The organism is Bhargavaea cecembensis DSE10 (assembly GCF_000348905.1).
In the GTDB taxonomy this organism is placed as follows: domain Bacteria; phylum Bacillota; class Bacilli; order Bacillales_A; family Planococcaceae; genus Bhargavaea; species Bhargavaea cecembensis.
In genome coordinates this window covers 52,996-79,716 of the sequence record NZ_AOFT01000006.1, presented here as the reverse complement: position 1 = coordinate 79,716, position 26,721 = coordinate 52,996, and the positions used below count along the sequence as shown (strand labels likewise).

28 protein-coding genes are annotated in these 26,721 nt (G+C 49.6%); 20 read left to right on the top strand and 8 right to left on the bottom strand.

The window, feature by feature from the left end; all coding sequences use genetic code 11:
* Positions 1–4: 4 nt before the first annotated feature.
* The gene (locus C772_RS07115; protein ID WP_008298651.1) at positions 5–979 is read right to left on the bottom strand and encodes an agmatinase family protein; all 975 of its coding nucleotides are present in this window, start codon (positions 977–979) and stop codon (positions 5–7) included.
* A gap of 196 nt (positions 980–1,175) precedes the next feature.
* Between C772_RS07115 and C772_RS07110 the strand changes: the two genes are divergently transcribed.
* The 3 genes from C772_RS07110 (at position 1,176) to C772_RS07100 (ending at position 3,301) form a co-directional block, all read left to right on the top strand.
* The gene (locus C772_RS07110) at positions 1,176–2,063 is read left to right on the top strand and encodes an S-layer homology domain-containing protein (protein ID WP_008298649.1); all 888 of its coding nucleotides are present in this window, start codon (positions 1,176–1,178) and stop codon (positions 2,061–2,063) included.
* 16 nt (positions 2,064–2,079) lie between these two features.
* A complete protein-coding gene (locus C772_RS07105; RefSeq protein ID WP_008298646.1) occupies positions 2,080–2,319 on the top strand; it encodes a hypothetical protein in 240 nt (79 codons plus the stop codon).
* A gap of 259 nt (positions 2,320–2,578) precedes the next feature.
* Positions 2,579–3,301 (top strand): CPBP family intramembrane glutamic endopeptidase, encoded by a 723-nt coding sequence (locus C772_RS07100; protein ID WP_008298644.1) that lies wholly within the window; start codon positions 2,579–2,581, stop codon positions 3,299–3,301.
* Positions 3,302–3,442: 141 nt separating this feature from the next.
* Here C772_RS07100 and C772_RS07095 read toward each other — a convergent pair whose 3' ends face one another.
* Positions 3,443–4,078, bottom strand: coding sequence for a DapH/DapD/GlmU-related protein (locus C772_RS07095; RefSeq protein ID WP_008298642.1), 636 nt, complete (start codon positions 4,076–4,078; stop codon positions 3,443–3,445).
* Between the two features lie 260 nt (positions 4,079–4,338).
* The gene (locus C772_RS07090) at positions 4,339–4,632 is read right to left on the bottom strand and encodes a hypothetical protein (RefSeq protein ID WP_008298640.1); all 294 of its coding nucleotides are present in this window, start codon (positions 4,630–4,632) and stop codon (positions 4,339–4,341) included.
* 127 nt (positions 4,633–4,759) lie between these two features.
* Between C772_RS07090 and C772_RS07085 the strand changes: the two genes are divergently transcribed.
* From C772_RS07085 to C772_RS07035, 11 genes are all read left to right on the top strand, one after another.
* Positions 4,760–5,137: a hypothetical protein gene (locus C772_RS07085; RefSeq protein WP_008298638.1), complete on the top strand. Its 378-nt coding sequence runs from the start codon at positions 4,760–4,762 to the stop codon at positions 5,135–5,137.
* Positions 5,118–5,921: a PoNi-like cognate immunity protein gene (locus C772_RS07080; protein ID WP_235046385.1), complete on the top strand. Its 804-nt coding sequence runs from the start codon at positions 5,118–5,120 to the stop codon at positions 5,919–5,921. Before C772_RS07085 ends, C772_RS07080 begins: the two co-directional genes overlap by 20 nt.
* A gap of 66 nt (positions 5,922–5,987) precedes the next feature.
* Entirely contained in the window at positions 5,988–6,701 is a 714-nt protein-coding gene (locus tag C772_RS07075) for a PoNe immunity protein domain-containing protein (protein ID WP_008298635.1), read from the top strand.
* A gap of 199 nt (positions 6,702–6,900) precedes the next feature.
* Positions 6,901–7,905, top strand: a complete 1,005-nt coding sequence (locus C772_RS16080) for a ribonuclease YeeF family protein (RefSeq protein ID WP_235046387.1) — start codon at positions 6,901–6,903, stop codon at positions 7,903–7,905.
* Positions 7,868–8,464: a hypothetical protein gene (locus C772_RS16825; protein WP_051059418.1), complete on the top strand. Its 597-nt coding sequence runs from the start codon at positions 7,868–7,870 to the stop codon at positions 8,462–8,464. The genes C772_RS16080 and C772_RS16825 overlap by 38 nt, the downstream gene beginning before the upstream one ends.
* Positions 8,465–8,474: 10 nt before the next feature.
* Positions 8,475–9,194 carry a PoNi-like cognate immunity protein gene (locus C772_RS07060; RefSeq protein ID WP_008298628.1) on the top strand — a complete coding sequence of 240 codons (720 nt, stop codon included), beginning with the start codon at positions 8,475–8,477 and terminating at the stop codon, positions 9,192–9,194.
* A 154-nt stretch (positions 9,195–9,348) separates the two neighbouring features.
* Positions 9,349–10,077: a PoNi-like cognate immunity protein gene (locus C772_RS07055; RefSeq protein ID WP_008298626.1), complete on the top strand. Its 729-nt coding sequence runs from the start codon at positions 9,349–9,351 to the stop codon at positions 10,075–10,077.
* Positions 10,078–10,082: 5 nt separating this feature from the next.
* A complete protein-coding gene (locus tag C772_RS07050) occupies positions 10,083–10,802 on the top strand; it encodes a PoNe immunity protein domain-containing protein (protein WP_008298624.1) in 720 nt (239 codons plus the stop codon).
* A gap of 5 nt (positions 10,803–10,807) precedes the next feature.
* The gene (locus C772_RS07045; protein ID WP_008298621.1) at positions 10,808–11,593 is read left to right on the top strand and encodes a PoNe immunity protein domain-containing protein; all 786 of its coding nucleotides are present in this window, start codon (positions 10,808–10,810) and stop codon (positions 11,591–11,593) included.
* The gene (locus C772_RS07040; RefSeq protein ID WP_008298619.1) at positions 11,548–12,246 is read left to right on the top strand and encodes a PoNe immunity protein domain-containing protein; all 699 of its coding nucleotides are present in this window, start codon (positions 11,548–11,550) and stop codon (positions 12,244–12,246) included. Before C772_RS07045 ends, C772_RS07040 begins: the two co-directional genes overlap by 46 nt.
* 127 nt (positions 12,247–12,373) lie before the next feature.
* Complete coding sequence (locus C772_RS07035) at positions 12,374–13,267, top strand: sulfurtransferase (RefSeq protein ID WP_008298617.1); 894 nt, start codon at positions 12,374–12,376, stop codon at positions 13,265–13,267.
* Between the two features lie 35 nt (positions 13,268–13,302).
* Here C772_RS07035 and C772_RS07030 read toward each other — a convergent pair whose 3' ends face one another.
* Both C772_RS07030 and C772_RS07025 read right to left on the bottom strand, forming a co-directional pair.
* Positions 13,303–14,067 carry an endonuclease I family protein gene (locus C772_RS07030; RefSeq protein ID WP_008298616.1) on the bottom strand — a complete coding sequence of 255 codons (765 nt, stop codon included), beginning with the start codon at positions 14,065–14,067 and terminating at the stop codon, positions 13,303–13,305.
* Positions 14,064–15,023 carry a S8 family peptidase gene (locus C772_RS07025; protein ID WP_008298614.1) on the bottom strand — a complete coding sequence of 320 codons (960 nt, stop codon included), beginning with the start codon at positions 15,021–15,023 and terminating at the stop codon, positions 14,064–14,066. The genes C772_RS07030 and C772_RS07025 overlap by 4 nt, the downstream gene beginning before the upstream one ends.
* A 1,167-nt stretch (positions 15,024–16,190) precedes the next feature.
* Between C772_RS07025 and nhaC the strand changes: the two genes are divergently transcribed.
* From nhaC to C772_RS07010, 3 genes are all read left to right on the top strand, one after another.
* Positions 16,191–17,564: a Na+/H+ antiporter NhaC gene (gene nhaC / locus C772_RS07020; protein WP_008298612.1), complete on the top strand. Its 1,374-nt coding sequence runs from the start codon at positions 16,191–16,193 to the stop codon at positions 17,562–17,564.
* Positions 17,565–17,586: 22 nt separating this feature from the next.
* A complete protein-coding gene (locus tag C772_RS07015; RefSeq protein ID WP_008298610.1) occupies positions 17,587–18,108 on the top strand; it encodes an SMI1/KNR4 family protein in 522 nt (173 codons plus the stop codon).
* A gap of 701 nt (positions 18,109–18,809) precedes the next feature.
* Complete coding sequence (locus tag C772_RS07010) at positions 18,810–19,241, top strand: hypothetical protein (RefSeq protein WP_008298606.1); 432 nt, start codon at positions 18,810–18,812, stop codon at positions 19,239–19,241.
* Positions 19,242–20,099: 858 nt separating this feature from the next.
* Here C772_RS07010 and C772_RS06995 read toward each other — a convergent pair.
* Together C772_RS06995 and C772_RS06990 are read right to left on the bottom strand one after the other, a co-directional pair.
* Entirely contained in the window at positions 20,100–20,774 is a 675-nt protein-coding gene (locus tag C772_RS06995; protein WP_008298599.1) for a hypothetical protein, read from the bottom strand.
* A 532-nt stretch (positions 20,775–21,306) separates the two neighbouring features.
* Complete coding sequence (locus C772_RS06990; RefSeq protein WP_035001767.1) at positions 21,307–22,434, bottom strand: 2-methylaconitate cis-trans isomerase PrpF family protein; 1,128 nt, start codon at positions 22,432–22,434, stop codon at positions 21,307–21,309.
* A gap of 148 nt (positions 22,435–22,582) precedes the next feature.
* Between C772_RS06990 and C772_RS06985 the strand changes: the two genes are divergently transcribed.
* Both C772_RS06985 and C772_RS06980 read left to right on the top strand, forming a co-directional pair.
* Entirely contained in the window at positions 22,583–23,446 is an 864-nt protein-coding gene (locus C772_RS06985; protein ID WP_008298596.1) for a LysR family transcriptional regulator, read from the top strand.
* Between the two features lie 157 nt (positions 23,447–23,603).
* A complete protein-coding gene (locus C772_RS06980; protein ID WP_008298595.1) occupies positions 23,604–24,917 on the top strand; it encodes a CitMHS family transporter in 1,314 nt (437 codons plus the stop codon).
* Positions 24,918–25,104: 187 nt separating this feature from the next.
* On the opposite strand, the gene yyaC is transcribed toward C772_RS06980, so the two are convergent.
* Entirely contained in the window at positions 25,105–25,605 is a 501-nt protein-coding gene (gene yyaC / locus C772_RS06975; RefSeq protein WP_008298593.1) for a spore protease YyaC, read from the bottom strand.
* Between the two features lie 210 nt (positions 25,606–25,815).
* Between yyaC and C772_RS06970 the strand changes: the two genes are divergently transcribed.
* Positions 25,816–26,694 carry a LysR family transcriptional regulator gene (locus tag C772_RS06970; RefSeq protein WP_008298591.1) on the top strand — a complete coding sequence of 293 codons (879 nt, stop codon included), beginning with the start codon at positions 25,816–25,818 and terminating at the stop codon, positions 26,692–26,694.
* The last annotated feature ends 27 nt before the right edge of the window (positions 26,695–26,721 follow it).

Sequence of the window (26,721 nt, the reverse complement as noted above, 5' to 3'; positions counted from 1 at the left end):
TTATTTAGCTTCTGGAGCTGACGGTCTCCTGGCTGCTGCTCGCCTGCTTGCTTTGCTGGTGCAGCGCATGGCCTGCGAGTGCGTACAGCACGACTGTGGAGACGAAGTGTGCAGAATTCTGGTTGGCGTCTTGCTGCGGGTACACTTCGACGAAGTCCATGCCGATGATGCCTTTTTTCGTGAACTCGTGGACGAGCGTGACGAGTTCGTACGAAGTGATGCCGTTGCCGTCGACCGGGCCTCCCGGGTTGAAGGCGAAGTCGAGCACATCGCTGCAGATGCTGAGGTAGACGCAGTCGACGTCCTTGCTCGCCATCTCGTAGATTTCAGCTGCGAGTTCCTTCAGGTCGCGGCCCCGGATGTCGTTCACCGTCAAAGTGACCGCCCCCGCATCACGCGCGAGCTTGCCGCTGTCCGGCTTGTTCCTCGGACCGTGGATGCCGGTGTGGATCAGGCTCTCATTGCGCACGCCGTCGAGTTCATACAGCCGCGCGAACGGCGTGGAGCGGGCGTACTTGTCGCCCTGGTAATGCGGCATATTGTCGTAGTGCGCATCGAGGTGGATGATGCCGACCTTCTTGCCCGTCGTCTCGGTGAGCGACTTGATGATCGGGTACGTGATTCCATGATCGCCGCCGAGCCCGACCAGGAACTTGCCGCTTTTCCAGAGGTCCGCGGTGAATCCGGAAATCCGCTCCATCGTCTCCTCCACATCCGCCGGCACGACATCGATGTCGCCGGCATCCCCCAGCCGGATATGCTCGAACACATCGATATGGTCCAGCTCAGGAAGATAGCCGCTGTAGCGCCCCGACGCCAGGCGGATCACCTTCGGCCCCAGCTCGCAGCCCGTGTAATCCCCCCACGTCACCGCGCCCTCCCAGGGCACCCCGTAGACCACCGCGTCGAGATCCGTGGTGTCCTTCGTCTTGGAGATGTTCTTCGCATCGAGAAAACATGGTGTATTGCCGTATAGCATGAAATCATCCCTTTCCTGAGAATTGGAAGTTAGTGCAATGGTACGGAGATTTTTATCGTTAGTCAAATAATCTTTTACTTTTTGTAAAAGTTATGTAGAGAAGGCTTTCGGCATGTATTTGCTTGAATTCGTGATTACCCCGCCCCTCCCGAAGGGTATGTAAAAAGTACCAACTATAAAGAAGGGGTCGATTGACATGAAAGGATTTGCAAAGTGGTGTGCAGCTGCGGTGCTTGCGGCAGGCGCACTCGTGCCGGGCACCGCGGCTGCCAAGGGATACTCGGACGTATCGCCTGAAGCGGAACACAGCACGAACATCTTCATCGCCCAGGAAGCGGGCGTCATGACCGGCTACCCGGACGGCACGTTCAAGCCGAACATGAAGCTCACCCGAGGTCAGACGATCAAGGCACTCGGCAAACTGGAACTGAACCGCTCCGGCGAGACTTTGGAAACCTATGACTACAGCGGCATCCAACCGTTTGCTGACGTACCGGCGGACCACCCGGACAGCGAGCTGTACAAGTACTCATTGATTGTGAGAAATGCAGGCATCTTCGACGGGGACCCGAACAACCATATCAACCCCACTCCGCACATCTCCCGTGAACAGATGGCCAAAGTCCTCGTCGGCGCGTTTGGGCTGAAAGACATCCCGAACCGCATCGCATCGATCCGCGACATCGGCCAGGCGGCGCCGTACTTCCAGGAGCCGATTCGTACCCTCTGGGAAAACCGCGTGACGCTCGTCGACACATACCGGCCGAAGGAATCCGTATCCAGGGCACAGTTCGCCAGCTTCCTCGTACGGGCACATGACGAGCGCGTCGTGAACTACGCGATTGAAAGCGTCGACTTCCCCGATATCATCACTCTCGCCGTCGGGGAGCACCCCGAGCCGCCGACCCATCTGAACGTCACGCTGGTGAATGGCGTTGTGACGGAAACCCCAGTCTTCTGGGATTTGAGAGACCTGGATACCATGACCGTGGGAGAATATGATGTGACCGGCACGGTTGGCGACACCGGACACACCCTTGAAGTAAATGTGCTCGTGGAAGACCCGATGGGCGTGAGTGAGTGAATGGAGCGTGAGGTTGATGTCAAGTGTCCATGGAATTGGTGAGGTTGTATCCGATGAATTGACCCATACGAACAATGGCCTTGTGGGCGTCCGCGTGAAGGAGACGACCGGGCGTTTTACGGGGACGATCTGGTACGACCCCGTGAATGGTGTGATCGAGTATGGGCTGTTTGGGATTATGTATGGAAAGATAAGTGGGGAAGATCAGTTGAAGGCAGATGAAGACGTGAAGGCGTTTTTCCGGGAGCACGGGTGAGTGTTTACCTTGGAATGGTGAATGGTTACCCCAGAGGTGCGAGCGTTTACCTCGATCTTACGAATCGTGACCGAAGCGGATTCAGTGATTACCTCATAATCAGAGGAAGGCCGCGGCCTTCCTCTTCCTTTTGGGTTCATTCCCACCTCACCCCCTCCGAGTCGCAACCTAAGGGACTCCGAATCATAACGTATATGGGATGAATCCCTACCTCTCCTTACACTGTTTTCAGGTACACTTGTAGAAAAGGGGTGAAGTCATGGTCGACGCCGTCATTTGGGGGTTGCTGCTGTTCCTGCTGATCTATGATCCGATCTTCGGCTACCGGGATTTCCAAAAGTTCAAAGTCGACGTCCAGGTCAATGACCGGGCGAGAATGACGTTCTACAAACAAACCATTATAGGCCTCTGGGTCCCCACCATTGTCATTCTCTTACTGGTCGCCTTCTCCGGCATCACACTGGGCGACATCGGACTTTCCTTGCCGACATTCAACTTCGAACCGCTGGGGACCATTCCGTCGATGATCGCTCTCGGCATCGGTCTCCTGTACTTTCTGTTCGTCACCTATTTCATTCTCGGATTCCATTTCAACAGCAAAGTCAGGGCAGAACTGACGAAGAAGAAAAAAGAAGAATGGGACCGGTCGGTCATTTCGCCGATCCTGCCGGTTACGGCTGAGGAAAACAAGCGCTGGAATTATGTCTCGATCACAGCGGGTCTGACGGAGGAAGTGATTTATCGGGGATTTCTCATCTTTGCCCTGTTGTACCTGTTCCCTTCGCTTTCCATCTGGATTGTGATTGTATTGGCGGCGATCCTCTTCGGGCTTGCCCACACCTATCAGGGCTTCCTGATGGGCGTCGTCAGAACGTCTGTTTTCGGTGTGCTGTTCTGCACCATCTACATCTCTCTGGACTCGCTGCTGCCCCTGATCGTTCTGCATTTCATGGTCGACTACATTGCGAAGCTGGGGGATTGAATTGGCGAGTGCACTTTTCGTGACGGCGAGTGCCCCCGATTCGTGCGGGAGTGCTCCTTTTCCACTTACAAGTGCCCCTTTTTTACTCGCGAGTGCCCTAAAAAAACAAACCGGGTCCGGAAAATCCGGACCCGATTGCCTTTATTGACCATACTTCTCCAAAAATCGCTCCAAGTCATTCAGTTCTTCAAAGCGCTCTTCGATCACGTCCCTCGGCCACTCCCACCAGGCGATCTGCTGGAGCTTTTCTGCAATCTCCTTCGGAAAACGGTCCTTGATCTTCCTGGCCGGAACTCCGCCGACGATCGTATACGGCTCCACATCCTTCGTCACCACCGCGCCCGACGCGATCACCGCTCCGTCCCCGATCGTGACGTCCTTCATGATGATCGCGCCGTGGCCAATCCAGACATCATGGCCGATCTTCACCCGGTGGGAACGCCGCCAATCAAAAATCTCCACATCATCCGTATCGGCAAAACCAAATGAGCGGCGCCGGTACGTCATATGATGCTGGGTGACCCGCTCCATCGGATGATTCACCGGATTGATGCAAACCTGCGCCGCCACCGAGCAGAACTTTCCGATTTCCGTGTAATTCATCGTGACGTTTTCCATCGTGTATGTGTAGTCTCCTATCTCGGACTCCACGATTTTATTGAACGCCCCGATTGATGTATACACACCCGCCTGACTGTTCGCCACCTGAGCCGTCCCGTGCACGGTCGGCTCTTCAGAAAGGATGGCCCCACTTTTCACCTGATGGATTTCCCTCACTTCTCCCCGCCTCTTTCTATCCTGGATAGTTCCAGTGTAGCTTGGCAGGATTGAACCCGTATCAATACACTATTAAATGTTTGTAAAATGCGAATCCCCACCTCACCCCCACCGAGTTACTACCTATGAGGGTGTGAGTTCCGTCCTCCACCCCTTTGAGTTACGACGAATCAGTGGTGAATCCCCACCAATCAAAAGCAGCGGGTCCGGAGATTCGTCTCCAGACCCGCGGCATTTACTGATCGCTCCAAGTGATCCGATTACTCAATGCGATCGCCTTTTTCACGCTCCCTGTTCTTCCCTCTTTTTCTTATTACTACAATTGCATAAGCAACGAACGCTATGATTGCCAGCACTTTAATCAAATTTGCAATGAATGAACTGCTGATCACTTTATCGATATTTAAGATGATGACAATACAAAAGGCAGCACCCACACTAAGATTGCTTTTCACTTGTAGCTCAATCCCTTCAGCCAAAGATTGTATAGAGCTCCAAAGTCTAATACCGCTAATCGAAAGTCTCATTTTCTTTAGTAAAACATAAATATCCAACCTAATTAACCCTCGTTAGCTCATTTTCCAGACTTGGCCCCTAACCACCCACTGATTAATACTTATAAAACATAAGTGGGAAAGAATGGTATAATTGGAGCAACGTTAACGATCTGGGGGAATGGTTATGGAAAAGAAATCGTTTAAAGTGCGACTCGGGAAAGGCATGAAAATCATCGGATTTTTCTTAGCCGTCGTCCTCCCGGCCTTTGCGATCTACGAAGATTATTACGAATCCGCCCTTCCCTATTTTCTGATCGGCGGTGGCATCATTTTAATGACCGGCGAATGGCTGGCCGGAGAAAAAGCCCGCTGGATGCTTCCTACATCCCTGGTGCTATTGGGCGTATTCTCTCATGTTGTTTACAAACAAACCTCTCTCTTGTTTCTCTTCCTGACTCTATCCCTGATCACCACGATCGTCCTTTCTCTGATTGACCGGAAAGAAAGGCGTGAGTCGCCCGTTCAGGATACTGCTAAGAGGAGTGCTGAAAAATGGTGGTGAGGGATTCATTGCGCAGCGAAGGTTACTACAATACCTATACAGAAGACCTCAAGAAGTTGGAGTGATTGTCGTGGTTAGAGATACCTTAAGAGATGAAACCTATTTTAAAACTTATTTAGAGTCCGAAAATGAGAGCATCGAGGAACTAAAGGATCTATTAAAAGTCGTGATTGCGGAACGCGGGATAGAAGATAAAGGGGTTCAGAATGGATTTGTGTCCTTAAACACTTACCACTTCAATAAATTGAATGCCATGTATTCGGGCGGAGTCCCGTTAGAAAATATTCGAGATTTTATACCAGAGGTCATTGATACAATGGAGAATTCCTGGAACGGCGGTCACTATGTCCAAATGTTTTGGCTCCTCTCTATTGGAATCATGCTTGAAATAGATGACTCTGATTTAGCCCGGCTCAAAGAGCTGATCAGGACATATGAATTGGAAGATGCTTTGATCGATTTCCTCTTGTCCTCGAGAGGCCTAGCTTCCAATGAAAGCAATAGCCCATTGCTGCACGAAGACCCTTACCAAAATCTTTTTAACCTGATCTACTTCGATGATCATAAACAGCAAATCCGGAAGCTGAAGGATTATCTTGAGATTCACTGGTATGACGGCCACGAAGACACCGGATGGCATGACAGCCATCATCATTGGGATGCCATCTACACAGGTTACTGGAGCTATGAGAGTGGTGCGGTTGCGAAGATCTTAGGGCTGGATGACAGCAGCCTGAAAGACGTCCCCTACTACCCATTTGAGATGGTCCACTATAAGGATTAAACAAAAGGCGTCCGAATGGAAAATTACATAAGAAAGTGATCGATTAAGAATAGAAGGAGAATCACAATGGCAAGGGACTATTTAAAAGACGATCTTTATTTCGAGAAATTCCTTCAAGATGAAACTGCTCGGATTGAAAAGTACTCTAAAGGAATAGAGATGGTCATTCAGCAACGAGGTGAACATGATGATGGAGTGCGGGTCGGTTACATCATATTGACCGGCTACCATTTCGCAAAGTTAAGGGCGCTTTATTCAGCAGGCCACTCTATTAATGAAATCCGAGATTTTTTCCTTGATGTCATTGAAGTATTAGAGAAGTCATGGAATGGAGAAAACTATGAACGGATGCTGTGGATGTTATCTATTGGAGTCATGCTAGATGTAGATAACGACCAGTTTGATCGACTGGTTGCGCTCGTGAGGAAATACAACGTGCAAGACGGTCTTTTGGAGTTTCTGATTAAAGGGAAAGAGCAAGGGGACAAAACTCTTAGGGGAGAACTTCTCTACGAACGCCCTTACGCCAAATTGGCTGATGTAATAGGCACCCCGGACAAAGAGGAGCAGTTAAAAAAATTGAAGCTTTATCTGGAAAAGTACTGGTACACCGGCCATAGCGATTCCGGGTGGTATGACTCCCATAAACACCGAGATCCAATATACAGTGGATACTGGAGCTTTGAAAGCGGAGCCGTTGCAAAAATCCTTGGACTCGATGACAGCAGCCTGAAAGACGTCCCCTACTACCCGTATGACCTGGTCCACTATAAGAATTAACAAGAAGGCATCCACATCGGGTGCCTTCTCTTCGTCTGCTCTTCTATGAGTTCTTACCTATAAGACAGCCCCCATCCTCCTCCCACCCTCTAGCAAAAACGGGCTAAACGTCGCAGTCCCTCACCCACCCCTCAATGGTAAACTATTGGTAATTGATCTTTGCTGTGCAATCCGCAGAAGAAGGTGATGGAGATTGAAAGTGTTGGATGTCACCCCGTTTGAGGAGAGGCTGGAGCGTAATAAGGACACATTGAACCGGCTGGAGAGCGAAATGACGCTCATCATGGACTCCGTCAGAGAACTGGTCCAGCTTAACGAAGCACTGAAAGGCCAGGGCGGAGACACCATCAGGAGATTTTATCAGGAATGCCACCTGCCGTTCCTAGAGTACTTTCTCCTGTTCAAAGAGAACTTCTACAGCACATTGGCCGGCATCGAATCCGCCACAGATGCACTGGAGCCCGCTCCCAACGGCTACATAGATGAAGGCTTTATCGAAAGTGAAGTGGAGAATGGGCTGAATCAGATTGCCCGGATTTCCAGTAACCTGACCGATGAGACCAATGCCATCATGGACCAGGTTGCCGATATCGTCAGCCTCCCCCACCTGGATGACAGTCAGGTACAGGAGGGCGTACTGGATGCACGGCGCGAAAAGAATCAGACCGTCAGTGATCTGAATGAATTCGACGCCACACAGACAAACCGGCTGATGCCCGTGTCAGACCAACTCCAGGCAATGGAACAGTGGATTGCTCAAATTGAATCCTTGTTCCAGAGCGGATTGACTGGCGTTGATTTTCCAGCAGAGCAATGGGCTGCAGTAGCGGCCAGGTCTCCGCTCCAACTAGGACTGGCACACCAATCCGCCAAAATGGATAGCGTCAGGGGCTTGAACAGCATGGAGAACCCCCAGAATGTTTTGTACAATGGAAGGAACCTGGGCTTCTCGACTCTGGAAGGTCTTCCTCCTGAATCACTGATGACTGCTCCTAACGCTGCAATCGGAAACAGCACCGAAAAACCAGAAGCAGAAAGCGAGAACGGATTCCTCAAGGTTGCAAAAGACTTCGCGGATTTACGCACTACTCGACGATCTGGAAACCATCACAGACAAGGACTCCTCCCTCCTGCAAAAAGGCATAGCCATCTTCGGCATGACGCCGATGGGCAAAGGCGTGAAGGCCGGAAAGCTCGGATTTAAGCTGGTAAAGGAATCCCCCGTCGGCAAGTGGTTCAAAACTGACTCCAACAACGCGGCGCTCAAAGGAAAACGCCACTACACCGCCACTGAAGTTGCGCAGATTCAGCAGCAGAATGCTATAAAATCTGTAGAATCCGGAAAAACCAAACTGAAAAACAACCAGCAAAAAGGCAACTACGGCGAGATGAAGATGGACGTGCATTATGAGAGTCAGGGATACAATAGGATTAGCAAAGGGCGAGTAACGAAGTTAGATCAAAAAATTGCTCAAGGTATTGATGGTGTTTATGAAGACTCTGGTCCTCCGCCAAAGTTCATCATTGCTGAAGCAAAATATAACAAAGCTCAACTGAATAAGACACAAGACTGGCGACAGATGGATAACTATTGGGTGCAACGAAGGTTACGAAGTGCTGTTGGAGTAAAGAAATATAATGATATCCAAAAAAGCATGGTTACCAATCCTGATTCTGTAAAGAAGAAATTAGTTCGTATAAAACATGATGGGAATGTAGTGGAGAAAGAACTTAATACTGATGGATACATTATAAAGAAATGAGTGAAATATCTTGATTAGGGATACTTTTAAAGATGAAACATTCTTCAAGGAAAAAATAGATTTCGAAGAAACCTCTATCCAGGAATTCGAGAATCTTGTTGAGCAAGTAATCCGGGAGCGAGGTGAAGACGACCCTGGAGTCCACAGTGGCTATATAGCCCTGAGCGGATATTATTTCAACAAACTTCTTTCCTTGTATTCGTTAGGTGCACCATTAGATGAAATTAAGGAAGTTATTTCTCCACTCGTTGATTTAATGGAGCATACATGGTCACCTAAAGTCATTGGTAGTTATGACTATTACCTAGAAGTCATTACACTATTATCAATTGGAACTATGCTAGAGATTGATAATGACTTAAACATCCGAATCGAAAGGTTGGCTAGTACCTACGCTGACCGTGATGCACTTATGGAATTCCTTCTAAATGCTCGAAGGCCTAAGCAAACTTCATTCTTATATGGCTTCCCCTATGAACTACTCCTGCCAATCATCACCAACAATGATCCTGGCCTTCAAATTCAACAGCTCGCGTCCTATCTTAAAAAAGATTGGTATAAAGGCCATAAATATGCCTGGTGGTATGAAACACATCTTGATGAAGATCTCATTTACCCCGGCTACTGGAGTTTCGAGAGCGGCGCGATTGTAAAGATCTTAGGGCTAGACGATAGTTCCCTAAAAGATGTCCCCTACTACCCGTACGACATGGTTCACTATAAAGGCTGAAAGGAAAGCGTCCGAAATGGGCGCTTTTCTTTTTCAGCTCCTTATCCCTTTTAAAAACCCTGCCACCGTTCCCTTCCAGACAGAACACTGAGTTCCCTCATCTCCAAATGGTAAACTATTGGTAACGGATATCTGGTTAAGGAGAATCGATATGATGAGAGACCGCCTGAGGGATGAAGGCTATTTCAAGGATTACATCGAAAACTATCATTCCGCAATCGGTGAGTTAGAGGATCTAGTGGAACATTTAATTCACGAGCGCGGCATAGGCGATGAAGGTATCGATAACACCTATGACTCCCTGAGTGTTTACTCTTACAGCAAATTGATTGCCATGTATTCTGCCGGACGCCCGCTTCATGAAATCAAGGACGCCCTTCCAAAGCTGATCGATCTGATTGAAAGAAGCCGGCCTACAAATGGAATTGGAAACTATGACGATTACCTTGAAGTGGTCTGGCTGTTATCCATCGGAATCATGCTTGAAATCGACGAGACGTTGCTCTCTCGTGTTCAAAAAATGGCCAAGACCTATGAGGAACGCGATGCCTTGGTTGACTTCCTTCTGAATTCCCGTCGTTCCGGGTGGAAGCCTGATCACTCCACATTCTTGTTTGGGTTGCCTTACAAGAAACTACGGCCGGTCGTTAATGGCGATGACCCAGAGCAACAAACCCTGAAGCTGAAAGCTTATTTGAAGAATGATTGGTATAAGGGAAATAAAAAAGCGTGGTGGTACGAGACGCATCATGATGACGACATCATTTACCCTGGCTATTGGAGCTTTGAGAGCGGAGCAATCGTAAAGATTCTTGGGCTGGATGACAGCAAGCTGCAAGATGTGCCCTACTATCCGTATGACATGGTTCACTATAAAGGATGAGTGGAATGAGAGACCGATACAAGGACATGGCCTATTTTGAGGGGTTTTTGGATAATCTAGATGCCAGAATCACAAAGTTCGAACGTGCCGCAGAGGCTTTGATTGCAGAAAGAGGGCCTGATGGTGAAGGCGTCTACACGCTCGTCACCTATCTGGAAGTCCTTTATTTCAATGAGCTGATTGCCCTGTATTCGGCGGGACGCCCTTTGGATGAATTCCGGGGATTCCTTCCTGAAGTGGTCGGGATCATGGAGAGAGCCTATACCCCTTCGGTGATCCGGAACATGGATTACTACAATGAATGCCTTTGGCTGATGTCCATCGGAATCATGCTGGATATCGAGGACGGGCTTATGAACCGGATCAAACAGATTGCCCGGATTTATCAGAATCATGACAAGATGATGGATTTCCTGATGAACGGTTCGGTGAGCGGAAACCATCACTTCTTTCTCATGGACCGGCCTTGCGCAAATTTAGACGATGTCCTTATGACGTCAGACAAAGACACTTCCGTCATGCACCTCGCTCAATATCTGCATAGCAACTGGTACCCGGCCCACGAAGGCACCGGCTGGCATGACACGCATGCTATTGATGATTTTGTTTACCGGGGGTACTGGAGCTTCGAGAGCGGAGCGATCGTAAAGATCTTGGGGTTGGACGACAACAGCCTGAACGACACCCCCTATTACCCGTATGACATGGTGCACTACAAAGGATGAATGAGATGAGAGACCCCTTAAAAGACGAAGCCTACTTCATGGAATATCTTACGTTTCAGAACCAGACAATCGCGGAATTCGAGGAATTGCTGGAGACGGTGATCCGTGAGCGCGGTGTCGATGATGAGGGCGTGCGGAATGGCTACATCGCCTTAAGCGGCTATCATTTCAACCGGCTGATCGCCATGTATTCAGCGGGCGGTCCGCTGGATGAAATCAGGGACGCCCTCCCGCCGCTGATTGGTCTATTCGAGAAAACATGGGAGCCGGATGACCCTGACTCCCTTGATGATTATGTCGAGCTGGTATGGCTGCTTTCCATCGGGATTATGTTGGGGATTGACGAAGCGCTCATGTCCCGGCTGGACCGGTTGGCGCAGCATTACGCTCCGCATGATGCGCTCATCGATTTTCTCCTGAATGCCCGGCGTTCTGTTTCCTGGAAGCCTCGCCAGGCCTCTTTTGTATATGGTTATCCTTACAACCGGCTGCTCCCGGTAATCGAAGGTGAGCAAAGCATCCAGCGATTGAATGTCTACCTGGAAAACGACTGGTACAGGGGCCATGACGGCATGGGGTGGCACGATTCCCATTTGCATCAGGACCCCATTTACAGGGGCTACTGGAGTTTTGAAAGCGGGGCGATCATGAAGATACTTGTCTGGATGACCAAATACTCAAGGACGTCCCCTACTATCCGTATGACATGGTGCATTCCAAAGACACCGGCCAGGAGGAATGAAGCATGCGCGACTTCATCAAAGACGAACGCTACTTTGAAGATTACCTAAGTTGGGTGGATGAAAGCATTCAGAAATTCCAACTGGCGATGGATCAGGTCAAGCAAGCCCGGGGTGCTGATGATCCGGGCGTTCATAATGCCTATTCCATATTGAATAACCGATACCTCAAGAAGCTGAGGGCGCTGTATTCCGCTGGGCGGCCAATCGAAGAAATCGAAGCGCTGATGCCACCGCTGATTGAATCGATGGAGAAAACGTGGAACGGCAGCGATGTTGGGCAGATGCTTCGGGTGCTCTCCGTATGTGTCATGCTGGAGTTGGAGGATGATTCATTCAGCCGGCTCGTGGACCTGGCCAGGAAGCATGACCTTCGAAATCCCATCATTAAGCTGATGATCCAAGGAAGCCCAGCATCCGAAGGTTCGGCAAGCGTTGAAGCCCCCTATGACAGTCTTCTTGATGTCATTAAAGGCGGCAACAAGCAAACGCAGCTAGAGAAATTAAAAGAATACCTTGAGAAGTACTGGTATGACGGCAACAAGCATGCCGGCTGGCATGATACCCATGATCATCGGGATGCCATCTACTGTGGTTATTGGAGCTTTGAAAGCGGAGCAATCGTAAAGATCCTTGAGCTGGATGATAGTAGCCTGAAGAATGTCCCCTACTACCCATATGACCTGGTCCACTACAAAGACTAAAAGGAAAGCGTCTGCAATGGGCGCTTTCCTTTTTATTCTAGATGTGATTCGTTTGAAAGAAGCCCAACAGCGTGTTACGCTATTTTTAATCCCGATTAAATAAATCTGTTTTAAAGGAGCTGTCCAAATGGTTAACGTACCAAAGTTCGTAACGACTGAATGGCTTGCGGAAAGATTGGATGATCCTAATCTGAGATTGCTGGATGCCACGACCTTTCTGAAACACCCTGAAGAGGGCGGGTATTATGACGTCTGGTCAGGTAAGGAAGCTTATGAAAAGGGACATATCCCTGGTGCCGTATTTGCTGACTTGCACAAGGAGCTCTCGGACCCGGATGCAGAACACGCCTTTACCCATCCCTCCCGCGAGAGATTTGTTGAGAAAATCAGTGAGCTGGGTGTCGGTGAGGGCACTTATGTCGTCATCTACGATCAGGGGGCGATCGTCAATATCCCAGAAGTCATCGCATCGGATTGGGCATCGCGTCTTGCTTGGCAATTGCAATATGAAGGCTTTGACAATGTTGCGGTTCTCGACGGTGGTTTTCCGAAGTGGATGGAAGAAGGGCGTCCGGTGACGACCGAGCCCGGGTCCTATCCAAAAGGGAACTTTACAGGTGAGAGAAGACCTGAATTGTTTGTAACAAAAGAAGACGTCCTAAAGGCAATCGATGATGAAGACGTCGTCATCCTAGATAGTTTGTCGCCGGATAGTTACAGCGGTGAAGTAAACACCTACGGAAGACCCGGCCATATTCCCGGAAGCGTCAATGTATTCTTCGGTGCGCTTTCCGACCCGGAGACAAAGGAACTTTACGATGATGAAAAGTTGCGTGAGATCTTTGGAAGTGTCGGCGCGCTTGACCCTGACAAGAAAGTCATCACGTATTGCGGCAGCGCCATTGCCGCGACTTGGACCGGCATGATTCTGAACAAACTGGGACAGAAAAATGTATCGGTTTATGACGGGTCACTGACAGAATGGGCCAACGATCCGTCACTGCCAATGGAAACAAAATAAACAAGAGAAGGCGTCCGCAATGGGCGCCTTCTCTTTTATATGCCAAGCATTTCTTTTGCCCGCTCCGGGTGATCAATAAACGGATTCCGGTTACCCTGGAGTTCCTGGATAGCGGCGTTTCTGTGCTTTTCGTAGACATCTACGGGATGTTCCCGGTGCCACCTCAGCAATAGCTCCAGGTCCATTTTGTCTTCCATACGGATCACGTCTTTGTATCTGACCGCGAAATAGAACACGGCCCGCGCGACGATTCCTTTGCCGTACTCGGGCTCGAACTTCCCTTCTTCCGCCATGCCGCATCCGCTCCGGATCTTGTCCGCCCGGAATTCAGGAACATACGACTTGAAATCATGGTACGGATAGTTGCTTCTCATGCTGTTGCAGGCGGGTTCGCAGGCAAACAGATGATGGAGGTCGCCCCTCATCGGTTCTTTCTCGTCAAACCAGGATTGGGGCACGACATGCTCGGTATTGAACATCAGTTTTTCGCTTGTGGATGCACCTTCTTGACGGCTCATCTGCAGGATCTTCAGATCATGGTTGATGGCTTCGATCGGGTCCAGACTGGCTCCCGAGTACAGGCTCTTCAGCCGGCCGTTTTCCTGCAGGTCCACCCACGGATAGACGTATTGATGCGGTGAGTAATTCAGTGGGCGAGTGTGGGTGCCGACGAGCAGCGAGCGGATCTGTTCCGGGAGGTTTCCTTTCCCGAAATCCACCTCCCTGTAATAGTCTTCCTGCGCCTTCAAATCCTTCTCCGGATCGTAATAGGTTTCAACCTGAACCGATGCGTTGATCATATCGCAATCACAGATTGGACGCTTTGTTCGAAGATGCCTGCCAGATGCTCAGGCACAGTCAGATAGACCAGTCCGTTCCCTTCGAGTTTCGGTGAGTTGCCGAGCGGAACGGTCCGCCTGATCAGTTGTGCATACAGTTCGGGTTCCGTAAGTTCTCTTCCGAAATGCTCGTTGGCATAGACCTTGATCAGCGCCAGCGCACCGGAGACGTGGGGGGCCGCCATCGACGTGCCGCTGAGGGTGGCGTATTTGCCGTTCAGATAAGTGGAGAGGATCCCTTCACCCGGTGCTACGCAGTCCACTTCGTTGTGGGAATTCGTGAACTTGGACGGATCCAATTCCAGGCTGACCGCCCCGATGCTGATGACCTCGTTGTAGCAGCCGGGATAGGCGTATTCGTCGGTCGAATGGTCGCCGTCGCCTTCATTGCCCGCGGCGCAGACGACGAGGATCCCTTTTTTGACCGCCGATTTGACGGCATCATGAAGCTCCGGCACATCCACCGGTCCGCCGAGGGACATCGAGATGATATCGGCATTTTGCTCGATGGCGTAATGGATGCCGTTGATGATCCACTTGTATTGTCCGGATCCGTTTCTGTTCAGCACCTTCACAATGAGGAGATCGGCTTCAGGGGCGACTCCAACGACACCTGCATTGTTTTCCTGGGCTGCAATCGTCCCGGCCACATGCGTCCCATGCCCGTTGTAATCTTTATAAATCTCGAGGTTGCTTTGATCGTCGTCCGTGAAATTGCGGCCGCCGATGATTCGTTCCTTCAGGTCCGGATGATTGGTGTCACAACCCGTGTCCAGGACAGCGACTTTCATGCCTTTTCCTTTGGTTTCCTTCCAGATCTCTGGCGCCTGAATCAATTCAACACCCTTTGGCACTTCCTTGACTGACTCTTCCTGCTGAATCACCGTGTGAGGAATGACGCGAACATGATGCTCCATTTCTTTCCCTCCCCTTAAGAGATTCATGAGAAGCCGGCTCTTGTTGTGATTAAAATTTTAACAATTAAAACTACTTTCCGATAGAGTCGTTTGCCCTAAAAATACTATCTCAATAATAGAGTTCATTGTGAAACAGAAAAAGAAGGCGTCCGTGACAGACGCCTTCCTTCCGGGTTCCACATTTCGACATCAATCGAGTATTGGCTTGTCTTTTCCTACTCTTCCATAGGGAGATCAGCATTCCATTAAGAAAAAAAGAAAGAATCTACAAACAAAAATGCTACTTTGTTCCTTTGCAGAAAATAATATTCCCTCCTCTTAGCCTAGTAAGGTTTTTATCAGTAAATGGTATAATTATGGGACAGCGGTACGGTTGCGATGGGTGGTCTGCCCACTCCCCGCCGAGAGGGGGTGAGGCCAGATGTCCGTTTATGAGGGACTGATGTTTGCAGTTGCTTTTGCAGCACTGATCGCAACCGTTATGGAAGCGAAACACAAAAAATGACCCCCATCTGAGATAGCCGCTCGATAGTGAGGTCATTTTTTGATTGATCGTAGCGTCGGGCAGGTCTCAAAACCGCGCCGTACCGCTGGGCCATCCGGTTGCCGCCGGATGGTTTTTTCATTCATCTCTTACCGCCATTAGTATACCACCGATGGCGGGGTTATGAAACGGGTGTGTCAGTGCGAATTCGTACCTGAGACGCCCAATCTTTACCTGCAGCTGTTCAGTTCTTACCTATCGGATTTGAGTGATTACCTTTGATGAAAACGAAACCTTCAGCGAGTCCCCTTTTACCCTATGCCAAGTTGGCTTTTGTTATTCAGAGGAAGGATGACAGCAGCTGCGTGCAGTGCCCCGGTTGACAAATGGGTGGTTCATCCGTAAATTAAACATTATACTTTTGCACGACAACATCATTATCATCTGCCGGCAGACACAGTAGCTTTGATTTCCCGCAGAAGGAAGAGATCGGATGGTTGGTGCGAATCCGAGCGGAATCAAAGTGAATTACACCTGCGCCTTTCAGGCGGAGTTCGAATTGAGTGGGCAAGATTTTCTTGCCAATTAGGGTGGTACCGCGAAGCCTCTTCGTCCCTATTACGGAGAAGGGCTTTTTTTGTGCTCTTTTTTTGAGGCTCATCATGTTACGGGGAGAGAATCGTATGTTGCAGTCGTCAAAGTTAAAGTTACCGGTTTGGGAAGCGGTTCTGGTTTTGCTGGTGGTTTTTGCATCCATCAGTGTGGGCATCATCATGCTTGGCATGAATCCGCATTTGCCCATCATTTTCTCGATCATTTTCCTGATGATCTATGGGCTGATAAAGGGCCTTCCCATCCATGAAATTGAAAAGGGCATGATCAATGGCGCGGCCTCGGGACTCGGCGCCGTCTACATCTTTTTCTTTATCGGGATGCTGATCAGCAGCTGGATGGCAAGCGGGACCATTCCGAGCCTCATGTACTATGGGTTCCACCTGTTCTCGGATCTGCCGCTGTATTTCGCCGTGTTTGTCGTGACTTCCCTTGTGGGGGTGGCGATCGGCAGTGCGTTCACGACAGCAGCGACGATCGGGGTGGCATTTATCGGAATGGCCACCGCGCTGGATGCCTCTTTGGCCATTACGGCGGGCGCCATTGTGTCCGGAGCCTTCTTGGGAGATAAGATGTCTCCCCTTTCTGAAACGACCAACCTCGCTTCCGAAACCGTTGGTGTCCCCCTCTTCGAACATATCAAAAACATGCTATGGACGACGATTCCGGCATTCATCATCTCTGCTGTTGTATTTGTAATCATTTCGCCGGAAAAAGGTCAACGAACAAACGAGATTACAGCCTTTTTGCAGGCGCTTAAAGAATATAGCAACATAAGCTGGTTTGCTTTCATCCCGTTTATCATTGTCGCTGTTCTGGCGATGAGGAGAGTATCTGCGATCCCTACTTTATCGGCCGGGATCATCAGCAGTATTGTGATTGCATTTATTCAAGTTCGTTCCCTTAATTTCACGGAGATGGCCGACATCCTGTTTTCCGGATTTGTCATGGAAAGCAACGTGGATCAATTAAACGCTGTGCTTTCCGGCGGCGGGATTGAGAGCATGATGTTCTCCATTTCCCTGGTGTTGCTGGCGCTCGGCATGGGCGGACTGCTGTTTTTGCTGGGGATCATCCCGGCGATTCTGGAGGCAGTTGCAGGGCTGTTAACCAGCGCTGCGCGCCTCATTTCCACAACGGCCTTTACGGCAATCGGACTGAATTTCTTCGTCGGCGAGCAGTACTTGTCCATCCTGATCACAGGAAAAGCGTTTGAGGGGCAATACACCAAGCTCGGTTACAACAAAAAAGCATTATCCAGAGCGTTGGAGGATGCCGGCACTGTGATCAATCCGCTTGTCCCGTGGGGAGTGGCCGGCGTATTTATCGCGGGCGTACTCGGCGTTCCGACGGTGGAATACGTGCCATTCGCGATCTTCTGTTTGCTGTGCCCGGTCCTGACAATTTTAAGCGGCCTCACAAAAGTTGGCTTGTCCAAACAATGATCAATGGCGGGAGGATCGGACAATGAACAGTTGGAAAGACCACATCGCCATCATGCATCTGGTCAAACAGGAACTGTTGAAACGGGACAGGGACCAACTGTGGCCCCACCACCTGCCGGAAGTCGGCGCGACCGAAGAACAGCTGCAGGCAGCCGAGAAGGCATTGGGCATCCCGCTGGATCCCCAGTACCGCGAGTTCCTGATGCATGCTGACGGCTGGAGAGGTTTCCTTCAGACAGTGGATCTGTTCGGAACCGGGCAGTTAACCCGCTCCGGCGTTATGGATGATGCCATGGAATTGCTCGATTCGATCGAGCCGGATGTCCTGGAGGGCAGCGGCTTTGCAAAAGTGGATCTGCTGCCGATTGCTTCGACAGCATCCGACAAGGACCTCTTCGTTATTGCTCTGGAGGGCTCCCCTTCCCCCGGCACGGTCATCTGGTTTGCCGGAGAGGAAATCGACCGGTTCGGGAGTTTCGAGGAGTATTTCCTTGCGATGATCGACTATAACCGCGAGGAAGTCATGGATTTGGGATCAGAATGAATAAACCTCGCAAGGAATCAGCTCTCTTGTTACCCTTATGACATGGATTACTATAATATTTGAAAAGAAGGCGTCCGCATCGGGCGCCTTCATTTGGGAATTGCTCGGACTATACGGAATGGCTCTTCTCTAGGGCAATCAGCCTCTGAACAAGCAAAAGAAGAAACAACGATTATACAAAAATGCTACTTTATTCCTTTACTTAGAATAGTATTCCCTACTCTTAGCCTAGTAAGTTTTTGATCGACAAATGGTATAATTATAGGACAGCGGTGCGGCCTGCAACGGATCTGCCCACTCCCAGACGAAAGGGGGTGAGGCTTGTGTCTATTCACGAGGCACTGATGTTTGCTGTCGCATTTGCGGCCCTGGTCGCTACCATTATGGAATCAGCACAGAAAAAATGACCCCCCGTTTGAGAATAGCCGCTCGATGGTGAGGTCATTTTTTGCTTGATCCATATGTTCCGGGCAGGTCTCCCTGCGCCGTGTCCGCTGGGCCATCCGGTTGCCCCCGGATGGCTTTTTGGCGGATTCGACTGTGTTCGACATTATTATACCACCGATGGGGTGGTTCTCAAACGATACTGTGTATTTTGGGGAGCCTTTTTTCGGGGGATGCCGCACTCCCCTTTAGGTTATATGATGATCGTTTCCTTTTGATTCATGGGCCTTTTATACATATTGACAAGGAGCATGCAGATGCAGCAATTAAAACCGCGGTACACCAAACTTTATCCCAATGAAGGCACAATACGCCGAAAATTAGAGGAAACCGAGAGGGTGCTGGGCATCTGGTTTCCGGTGACGTTCATGGAAACTTCTTCGTTCTACAGCGGCGGCCTCCTTGGCGGCATCAGCCATTTTTCCATACCGGATGATCGGGAGCCGAATATTAAGGGAGAGACCCTGCGGCTGAGGGAAAGCATTGGCCTCCCCTCCCGATTCGTCGTGCTGGCCGAGCCTCCCGGGAGCCTGATTGTCATGGATACCACAGGCACTCCGGAAGTGATTTGGCTCGATGCGACGGATGTGAACAATCTGGCCGACCGAGCGCTCGCTTCGCCACCGGATGTATGGGAAACGTATGGGGAGTTTTTTGAGGAGCTCCTGGCGGAAGAGGAACGGAAGTGAGGGGGGTATGGCGAGTGCTTCTTTGGCGGAAGCGAGTGCCTTAATGGTGAAGCCGAGGTCCTCCCTCCAGTATGCGAATGGCCTCCAACAATTAAAAGAAGGCTTCCGCCGGGACCAAACCCAATTGGAGTATTACTTTGTCGATCCACCAAAGAGAGTGAAGGCCCGGGGGCAATCAAATCCACTAAAGCTACAATCTGAAACACATCTTTACGCTGCACAAGCGGTTAGACTCCTATCCGCGTCTTAATCCGGGCTATAGCTTACTTCATATAGAGCAGTCATAATATCATGCCCCTCTCCTTTTCTAATTAAGTAAAAAGCCGCATGGACTGGATATGTATGGAACTGTTACAATAACCAGAGAAATCCATTTACCTGCCCACTCAGCTGTACGTACCAAAAATGAGGAGTGTGACTAACTTGCCCAATCCATCGAGCGCATTATCATATTTGTTATTGATCACTTCGGTAATCTTTTTGATCAATTATAGTTTCTATACGCCTTGGGCAGTAATTGCGTTCACGGTTGCTTCCATGTATACCATTGACCAATGGCTCACTGCCAAGAGGAAAAAGGGTTACTCACCGAAAGAAAAGAAGCTGGATATAGGATTCAGATTGTTTCTGTCATTCAATATTTTGATCATTGTCATCAACCGTTTTGTCTTGGATGGAAGCACTCAAACGACATTGATCGCCTATTTGATGCTGTTGATCCCTCTTACTATATTGTTGGTGTATAAAGACTTTAACGTGAGTTCGGCTGCATAGTTGCTTCCGGTATATAAATTAAAGACCAGCCCAAAAGCCTCGATAGAAGCTTTTGGGCTGGTTGTGTTGTTGAAGAAAGATGATTTATTGAGCAAACATGCCTGTGTAAATAACAGCGTGAGGTACAATCCCTGTGAACCTCAGATATACACCGTTTCCTTTGTTCGTCTTATAGAACATCGCAGATGCTCCGCCCAAAACGATTGCTGCACTAGCAGCTACAGCTTTAACAACTGCCGTAGGAGCGGAAATGAACGGCGCCCAAATAGCAGCAATTGCAGCTCCTCCACCGCCTGCAGCCAGGGCTTGGGCAGTTGTATTGGTCAAATTGTCATTCAAGTAGACCTTATAACCCCACCAATGAACGGAAATCCCATTTTTTCCTTTTGAAGCAAGTGTGCTGAAGCCACTTGTTTCATTAATAAATTCAACTGTGTTTCCGGTGACATGGGCGGCTTCAAACTCTTTGCTTGTGACTCCGCTTAAAACCGCATTTTTTTCTGCCAGCTCCTGTTTTACTTTAACAAAATCATCTTTTCCGATTACTTTAATCAACGAATTAGCATCAACGACTACAAACCTGTTGTTCTTAAGGATAATGAATGGATCGGCCAATTCAATTGTTTCTTGGCTTAATTCAGGCTTTGTGACATCTTGCTGCGCTGCTCCGGTACTGGCTTCCGCATTGCCGGTGCCAAGAATAAAGCTACTAAAGAGCAGCACCATAGATAGAAATACCATCAACTTTTTTTGTTTCATGAAAAATCCCCCTTAAGCTGCGTTTTAGAACTGCACAAATTGCCTATTACTTCCCACCCCACCTCCTTGCAAAAGCAAGAAGCGATTGCACAAACTATACTAGTCCATTTTCTTTCTAATGGAAATGGTAAGTAAAAATGGAATTTTATTTAACAAAAGGTTCTATATCCCTAACACTCTGGATGCGTTAGGTTGCCAAATAAATGAAACATATGATTTAAACACTTAAGCCAGGTAACGAGAATATTTGTAAATTACCTGTTTTTGAATAACATTCATAATTGGCAGATCTTGTAATTGAACATGTGAGCCGTATAAAACTTACGATGATGCAATAACTTTACTAGTTTTTAGATAGTGTGCTTTACCAGTAAATTAATGAGTTTATTGAGAATTAATCTCTAATCACAAAGGCCTGCCGCTAAGCCTGGGCTAAGATTCCACACTCTCTTTTGACAAGATACATATAAACACAAAAAGCCTCCGCTTGGGCGGAGGCCAATTTAGAAGTCATAATAGGGTTTCTTCTCTGTCAGGCCAGGTGATAAGCATACTCATAATTCTTCTTCGTGTAGACCGTTCCTTCCAGGATGGTGCGGGCCGTGCGCACGACTTTTATTGAGCTGATGTTGCCGGCGATCAGGTCCACTTTGGTTTCCATGATTCCTGCCGGATGGCCCAGGCGGATGACTTCCTGCTTGGGTTCGACCAGGTCATACAGGAGCGTGTCCTTCAGGAAGATGGCTGTCGTCGAGCAGATGGCCCCTGTGATGGCCAGTGCCTGGTGAGGTTTTTGCATCGACATCATCCGGATGGTGCAGTCCATGTTTTCGGCTTTCCTGAGGACACCGGTGACATCCGTGTAGTCTTGCGGAGCTGCGATGACGGTCATTTTGGGAACTGCCGGGGACTTCACCGTCGCCTCTTCCCTGGACGCAAAACCGCACAGCTCTGCTGCGATGGAACGGATTTCCTCCAGTTCGTCGAGCTTTTCCTGGGACAGTTCATGAGGCAGCTCGGCACCTGTCAGGCCGACTTCTTCCGCCCGGACGAACACGAGCGGATTGGCGGCATCCACGATTGAGATGGATACTGGGCCTCTGGACGTCTGGATCTGCTCGACCGGTTTTCCTGTCGGCAGCACCTTTCCCGTGACGGCCCCTTCGGCATCTTTGAACGCCAGGTAGATTGGCGAGCCCGTTCCCGGGACGCCCGGGATCGAGCACAGTCCCTCCGTTTTCACCTGACCGCCTTCCACTTCCACTTCCGCGCCGATCATTTTGTTCGTGTTCGTATTGAAGATCCTCACTTTGGTCACCGGTTCAACGGCTGCCACCAGCCCCTGCTGGATGGCATAAGGCCCTACCGCGGATGAGATGTTCCCGCAGTTCCCTTTGAAATCGACCATCTGGTGCTCGATGCTCACTTGGGCAAACGTGTACTCCACATCCACTCCGGCAAGTTTCGACTGCTTGATGATCGCCACTTTGCTGGTCAGTGAGTTGGCTCCTCCAAGCCCGTCAATCTGTCTGCGGTCCGGGCTTCCCATAATATCCAGAAGGAACTCCTCCCAGAGGGACCGGTCTGCCGGCATATCGTCGAAATTGATGAATACGCCCTTGCTGGTTCCGCCTCGCATCACCACTACAGGAACTTTCATGTCACCAACCACCTTTTGCTTAATTTTTTCAATCATTCAACACCCTACTTGTAAAATTAGAGTATGATAGTTAATGTCATAAGTAAAATAGATATTTTATTTATTAAACTTATAAAAAATCTTATAACCATGAAGGGAGAATATGAGAATGGATGAAAAAGATTGGACTGCAATCAGGGTCCTATATGAAGAAAAAAATATCAGCAGGGCGGCAGAGCGCTTGTACATCTCCCAGCCGGCACTGAGTTACAGGCTTAAAAACCTGGAGACTGAGTTCGGGACCAAGATCTTTTTCAAGATCAAAGGCGGCATCGAATTCACGCCGGAAGGCACCCATCTGGCCGAGTACGCAGATGAAATGATCAAAAAACTGCAGCACACCAAGGACTATATGATGAATATGCAGGGCGAAGTGAAAGGAACCTTGCGGCTGGGCGTTTCCAGTAACTTTGCCCAATATAAGCTGCCGAAGATCCTGAAGGAGTTCTCCACCGAATACCCGCAAGTCCAATTCAGCGTCAACACAGGATGGAGTACCGAGGTAATGGACCTGCTTAACTCTTCTACGGTTCAGTTGGGGATTTTCCGCGGGGATTATGAATGGTACGGAAAAAGAACACTGTTGCATACCGAGAACTTATGCCTGATTTCCGCACAAGAGATTTCCATTGAAAATTCGGCTGACCTCCCCTTTATTAATTACAAAACCGATAACTCTTTAAAAGCTCTGATCATGGGATGGTGGCAGGATCAGTTTTCGGAGCCTCCGCGTGTCGTCATGGAGACGGACCGTCTGGAAACGTGCAAAGAGATGGTGAAGAATGATTTGGGAATCGCCGTCGTTCCTCAGATCTGTCTACAGCCGTCAGACAATCTGCATGTCTATGAACTCTCCTATAAGAATGGCAATCCGGTCAGCAGGCACACTTGGCTGATGTATGACCAGGACTTGCTCAAACTGCCGACGGTCCGAAGTTTTGTGGAGTTTCTTGAGGCGCGTCCTTCCGTATAAGAGATTGGATTATAAGAAATTTTTTATAAAACCTCTAAAATAAAACTATTTCACTTATCCCTCTCCTTGTAATATTCTAAAAACAATACTTTTTTTCGATGCTTTTTTTGTTATCATCGATGAAAGCGATTACTTACTTTGGAGGAGGGATTCATCCATGCTTACGTTCTTGGGCATCGCGATGGTCATTACATTTACTTATCTGATTATGGCCAAAAAATTATCACCGGTCACTGCGCTTGTCGCAATCCCTATTATTTTCGCAGTGATTGCCGGCTTTAGGTTAGAGCTTGGGGACATGATGATGGACGGTCTGAAAGAAGTCGCTCCTTCAGCTGCCCTGCTGCTGTTTGCCATCCTGTTCTTCGGAATCATGATCGATGCGGGATTATTTGATCCTTTGATTAATACGATTACAAAACTGGTTCAGGGGGACCCTGCAAAAATCGCCTTGGGCACAGCCGTCATTGCCATGACTGTTGCCCTGGACGGTGACGGAACCACGACCCACATGATCACCATTTCCGCGATGTTTGCCCTGTATCTTAGGATTGGAATGAATCCACTTATTCTTGCAACCATCTCGTTGCTTTCTGTCAGTGTCGTGAGCGGGCTGACACCGTGGGGAGGTCCGGCTACACGAGCGATCGCTTCGTTAGGTCTGGACGCCAATGAATTCTTCCTCCCGATCATCCCTACGATGCTTGGAGGAATGGCTTCCATCCTGTTTATCGCTTATGTCCTCGGCATGAAAGAGCGGGCCAGGCTCGGAGTCGTCGAAGTAAAGGACAATTCCAATGTATCCCTGGGAATGACTGAAATGGCTGTATCCGCTACAGCCGCTGCAGAAAATAGCCTGAAACGCCCGAAACTCAGAATCGTCAACCTGATTCTCGTTGTCACGGTCATGTCACTGTTGGTGATTGGCGTCATGCCGGTAGCCGTGCTGTTCCTGATTGGATTCGTCCTTGCCTGCGTCATCAACTATCCAAATCTCGAGATGCAGAAAGAACGGATTCAGGCGCACGCAGGAAATGCACTGACGGTTGTTGTGCTAGTATTCGCAGCAGGGATTTTCTCGGGGATCTTCTCCGGTACGGGAATGGTCGATGCCATTTCGAATGCATTGATCGCCATCATTCCAGAATCTGCCGGCGGCTTCTTCCCGCTGATCGTCGCAATCACCAGCATGCCGTTCACGTTTGTCCTGTCCAATGACGCGTACTACTTCGGTGTCCTGCCGATCCTGGCAGAAGCAGGCACGGCGTATGGCGCGAGTGCTTTGGAAATCGCCAGGGCTTCCGTACTGGGTCAGCCTGTACACTTCCTCAGTCCGTTGGTGGCTTCCACCCTCCTGCTAACCGGTATGATCAAACGTGATCTTGGGGAAATTCAGAAGTTCGCCTTTAAATGGGCCTTCCTCTGCTCCGTGTTCATGATCATCATCGCGGTTCTGACAGGCGTGATCTGAAGACACCAAGAACATTTTTTGCGGAAGCTTCGTTATTTGCGGCCGCAAGTCATGAGTTTGCGACCGCAAGTCACCAATTCGCGACCGCAACAGCCGTTTTCGCGACAAATTTGTGATTCGAGGCCAAAAACAAAAGCCATCCAAACCGGGAGTTTACGGTTTGGATGGCTTTTTCTCGAATGCAATCTTAAAGTGATTCTTCGTCCCGCCGCGCACCCAAGATGACTTTCACGATTGCCTGCGCCAGTGTCATGACGGTGTACAGCCTCGTATCGTTCAGAAACTGGGAAGTCGGGAGCGGGTCGATATAATTCACGACACCCGCAAAATGATAATCACCGACCGGCGGCAGCACTTTTTCGATTCCCTTACCCGGCTTCAGCGGTCCATCCCTGAAGATGACGGAACCCGCTTCTTCCTTTGTCCCGAGGGATGCATCGATGCTAAAGATGACCGGCTTCGTGAACTGCCGGTTGATCTCCTTGATGGTCCCCTTCAGGTTAAATGCATGGACCGGATCTTTCAATGTTCCGTAGACCTTGTATGGGACTTGGCTGTCTTCAAGCATCGATCCCACCAGGGGGCCGAGGGAATCCCCGACATACCTGTCCGATCCGATGCACAAAAAGACCACTTCCCGGCCCTCGGCGGAAGCCTGCCGGATGATTTCCCCGATGGTCAGAGACAAAGCAGAAATCTCATTGTCTTCTGTTTTCCCGCCGGGTTTCAGATAAAATGGGGTGGAGTCTTGCAGACGATTTTCAGGATCCCGGAATAATGAACACACGATCATCACCCTAACGTTTTGGCATGAACTAGCTTTGTCTCTATCATATCCTAACCGGGAGATGAACAGGAAATACATTGTTCGAAAGTCTATGGAAAGGAGGGGTAAAGATTGGATGAACGGGATTGGATCCTGATCCAGACGCTGTATCAGGAAAAGAACATCACGAAGGCGGCCCAGATGCTTTACATCTCACAGCCGGCCCTGACGAATCGTCTTCACCAGCTGGAGCGGAAGCTGAACGTGAAGATCGTGAACAGAGGGCGGCGAGGTGTCCAGTTCACGCCGCAGGGTGAATACCTGGCGAAGGCTGCATCGGAAATGCTGATGGCCATTCAGCGGATCAAGGAAAACGTGCTGAACTTCGAGGACCGGCTCACCGGCACCCTGAGGCTGGCCGTCTCCAACTTCTCGACCGACTACCTCATGCCCAGCCTGCTGAAGGCATTCAAGGAGCAGTACCCGGGTATCGAGTTCAAGGTCACCACCGGCTTCAGCAGTGATATTGTAGATCTGATCTACAGCCAGGAGGTCCACATCGCGATCGTGCGGGGCGACTATGCCTGGAACGGCCAAAAACATTTATTGTTCGAAGATACCTTGAGCATTGCTGCCGATCGCGAAATTGATATACGGAAACTTCCCGAGCTGCCGCGCATCGACTACCATACGGATCCTGGCCTGAAGCATTCCATCGATCATTGGTGGCACGAAAACTTCTCCGAGCCGCCCCTGGTCAGCATCGAGGTGGACAAGGCCGGCACGTGCAAGAAACTTGTTGCGAACGGGCTGGGCTATGGGATCCTGCCGTCGATGGTCCTAAATGGCAACGATGACATTCACACGAACGTGATCCATACCGCCGACGGCAATCCGATTGTCCGCAAAACCTGGATGCTCTACCACGAGGAGTCGCTGGAGCTCAATATGGTGAAGGCGTTCGTCAACTTTGTGAAGGAATCGGATGCCAGGGAATGGCTGACAGATTGAAATCAGGGCATCAAAAAGAGCATCCGC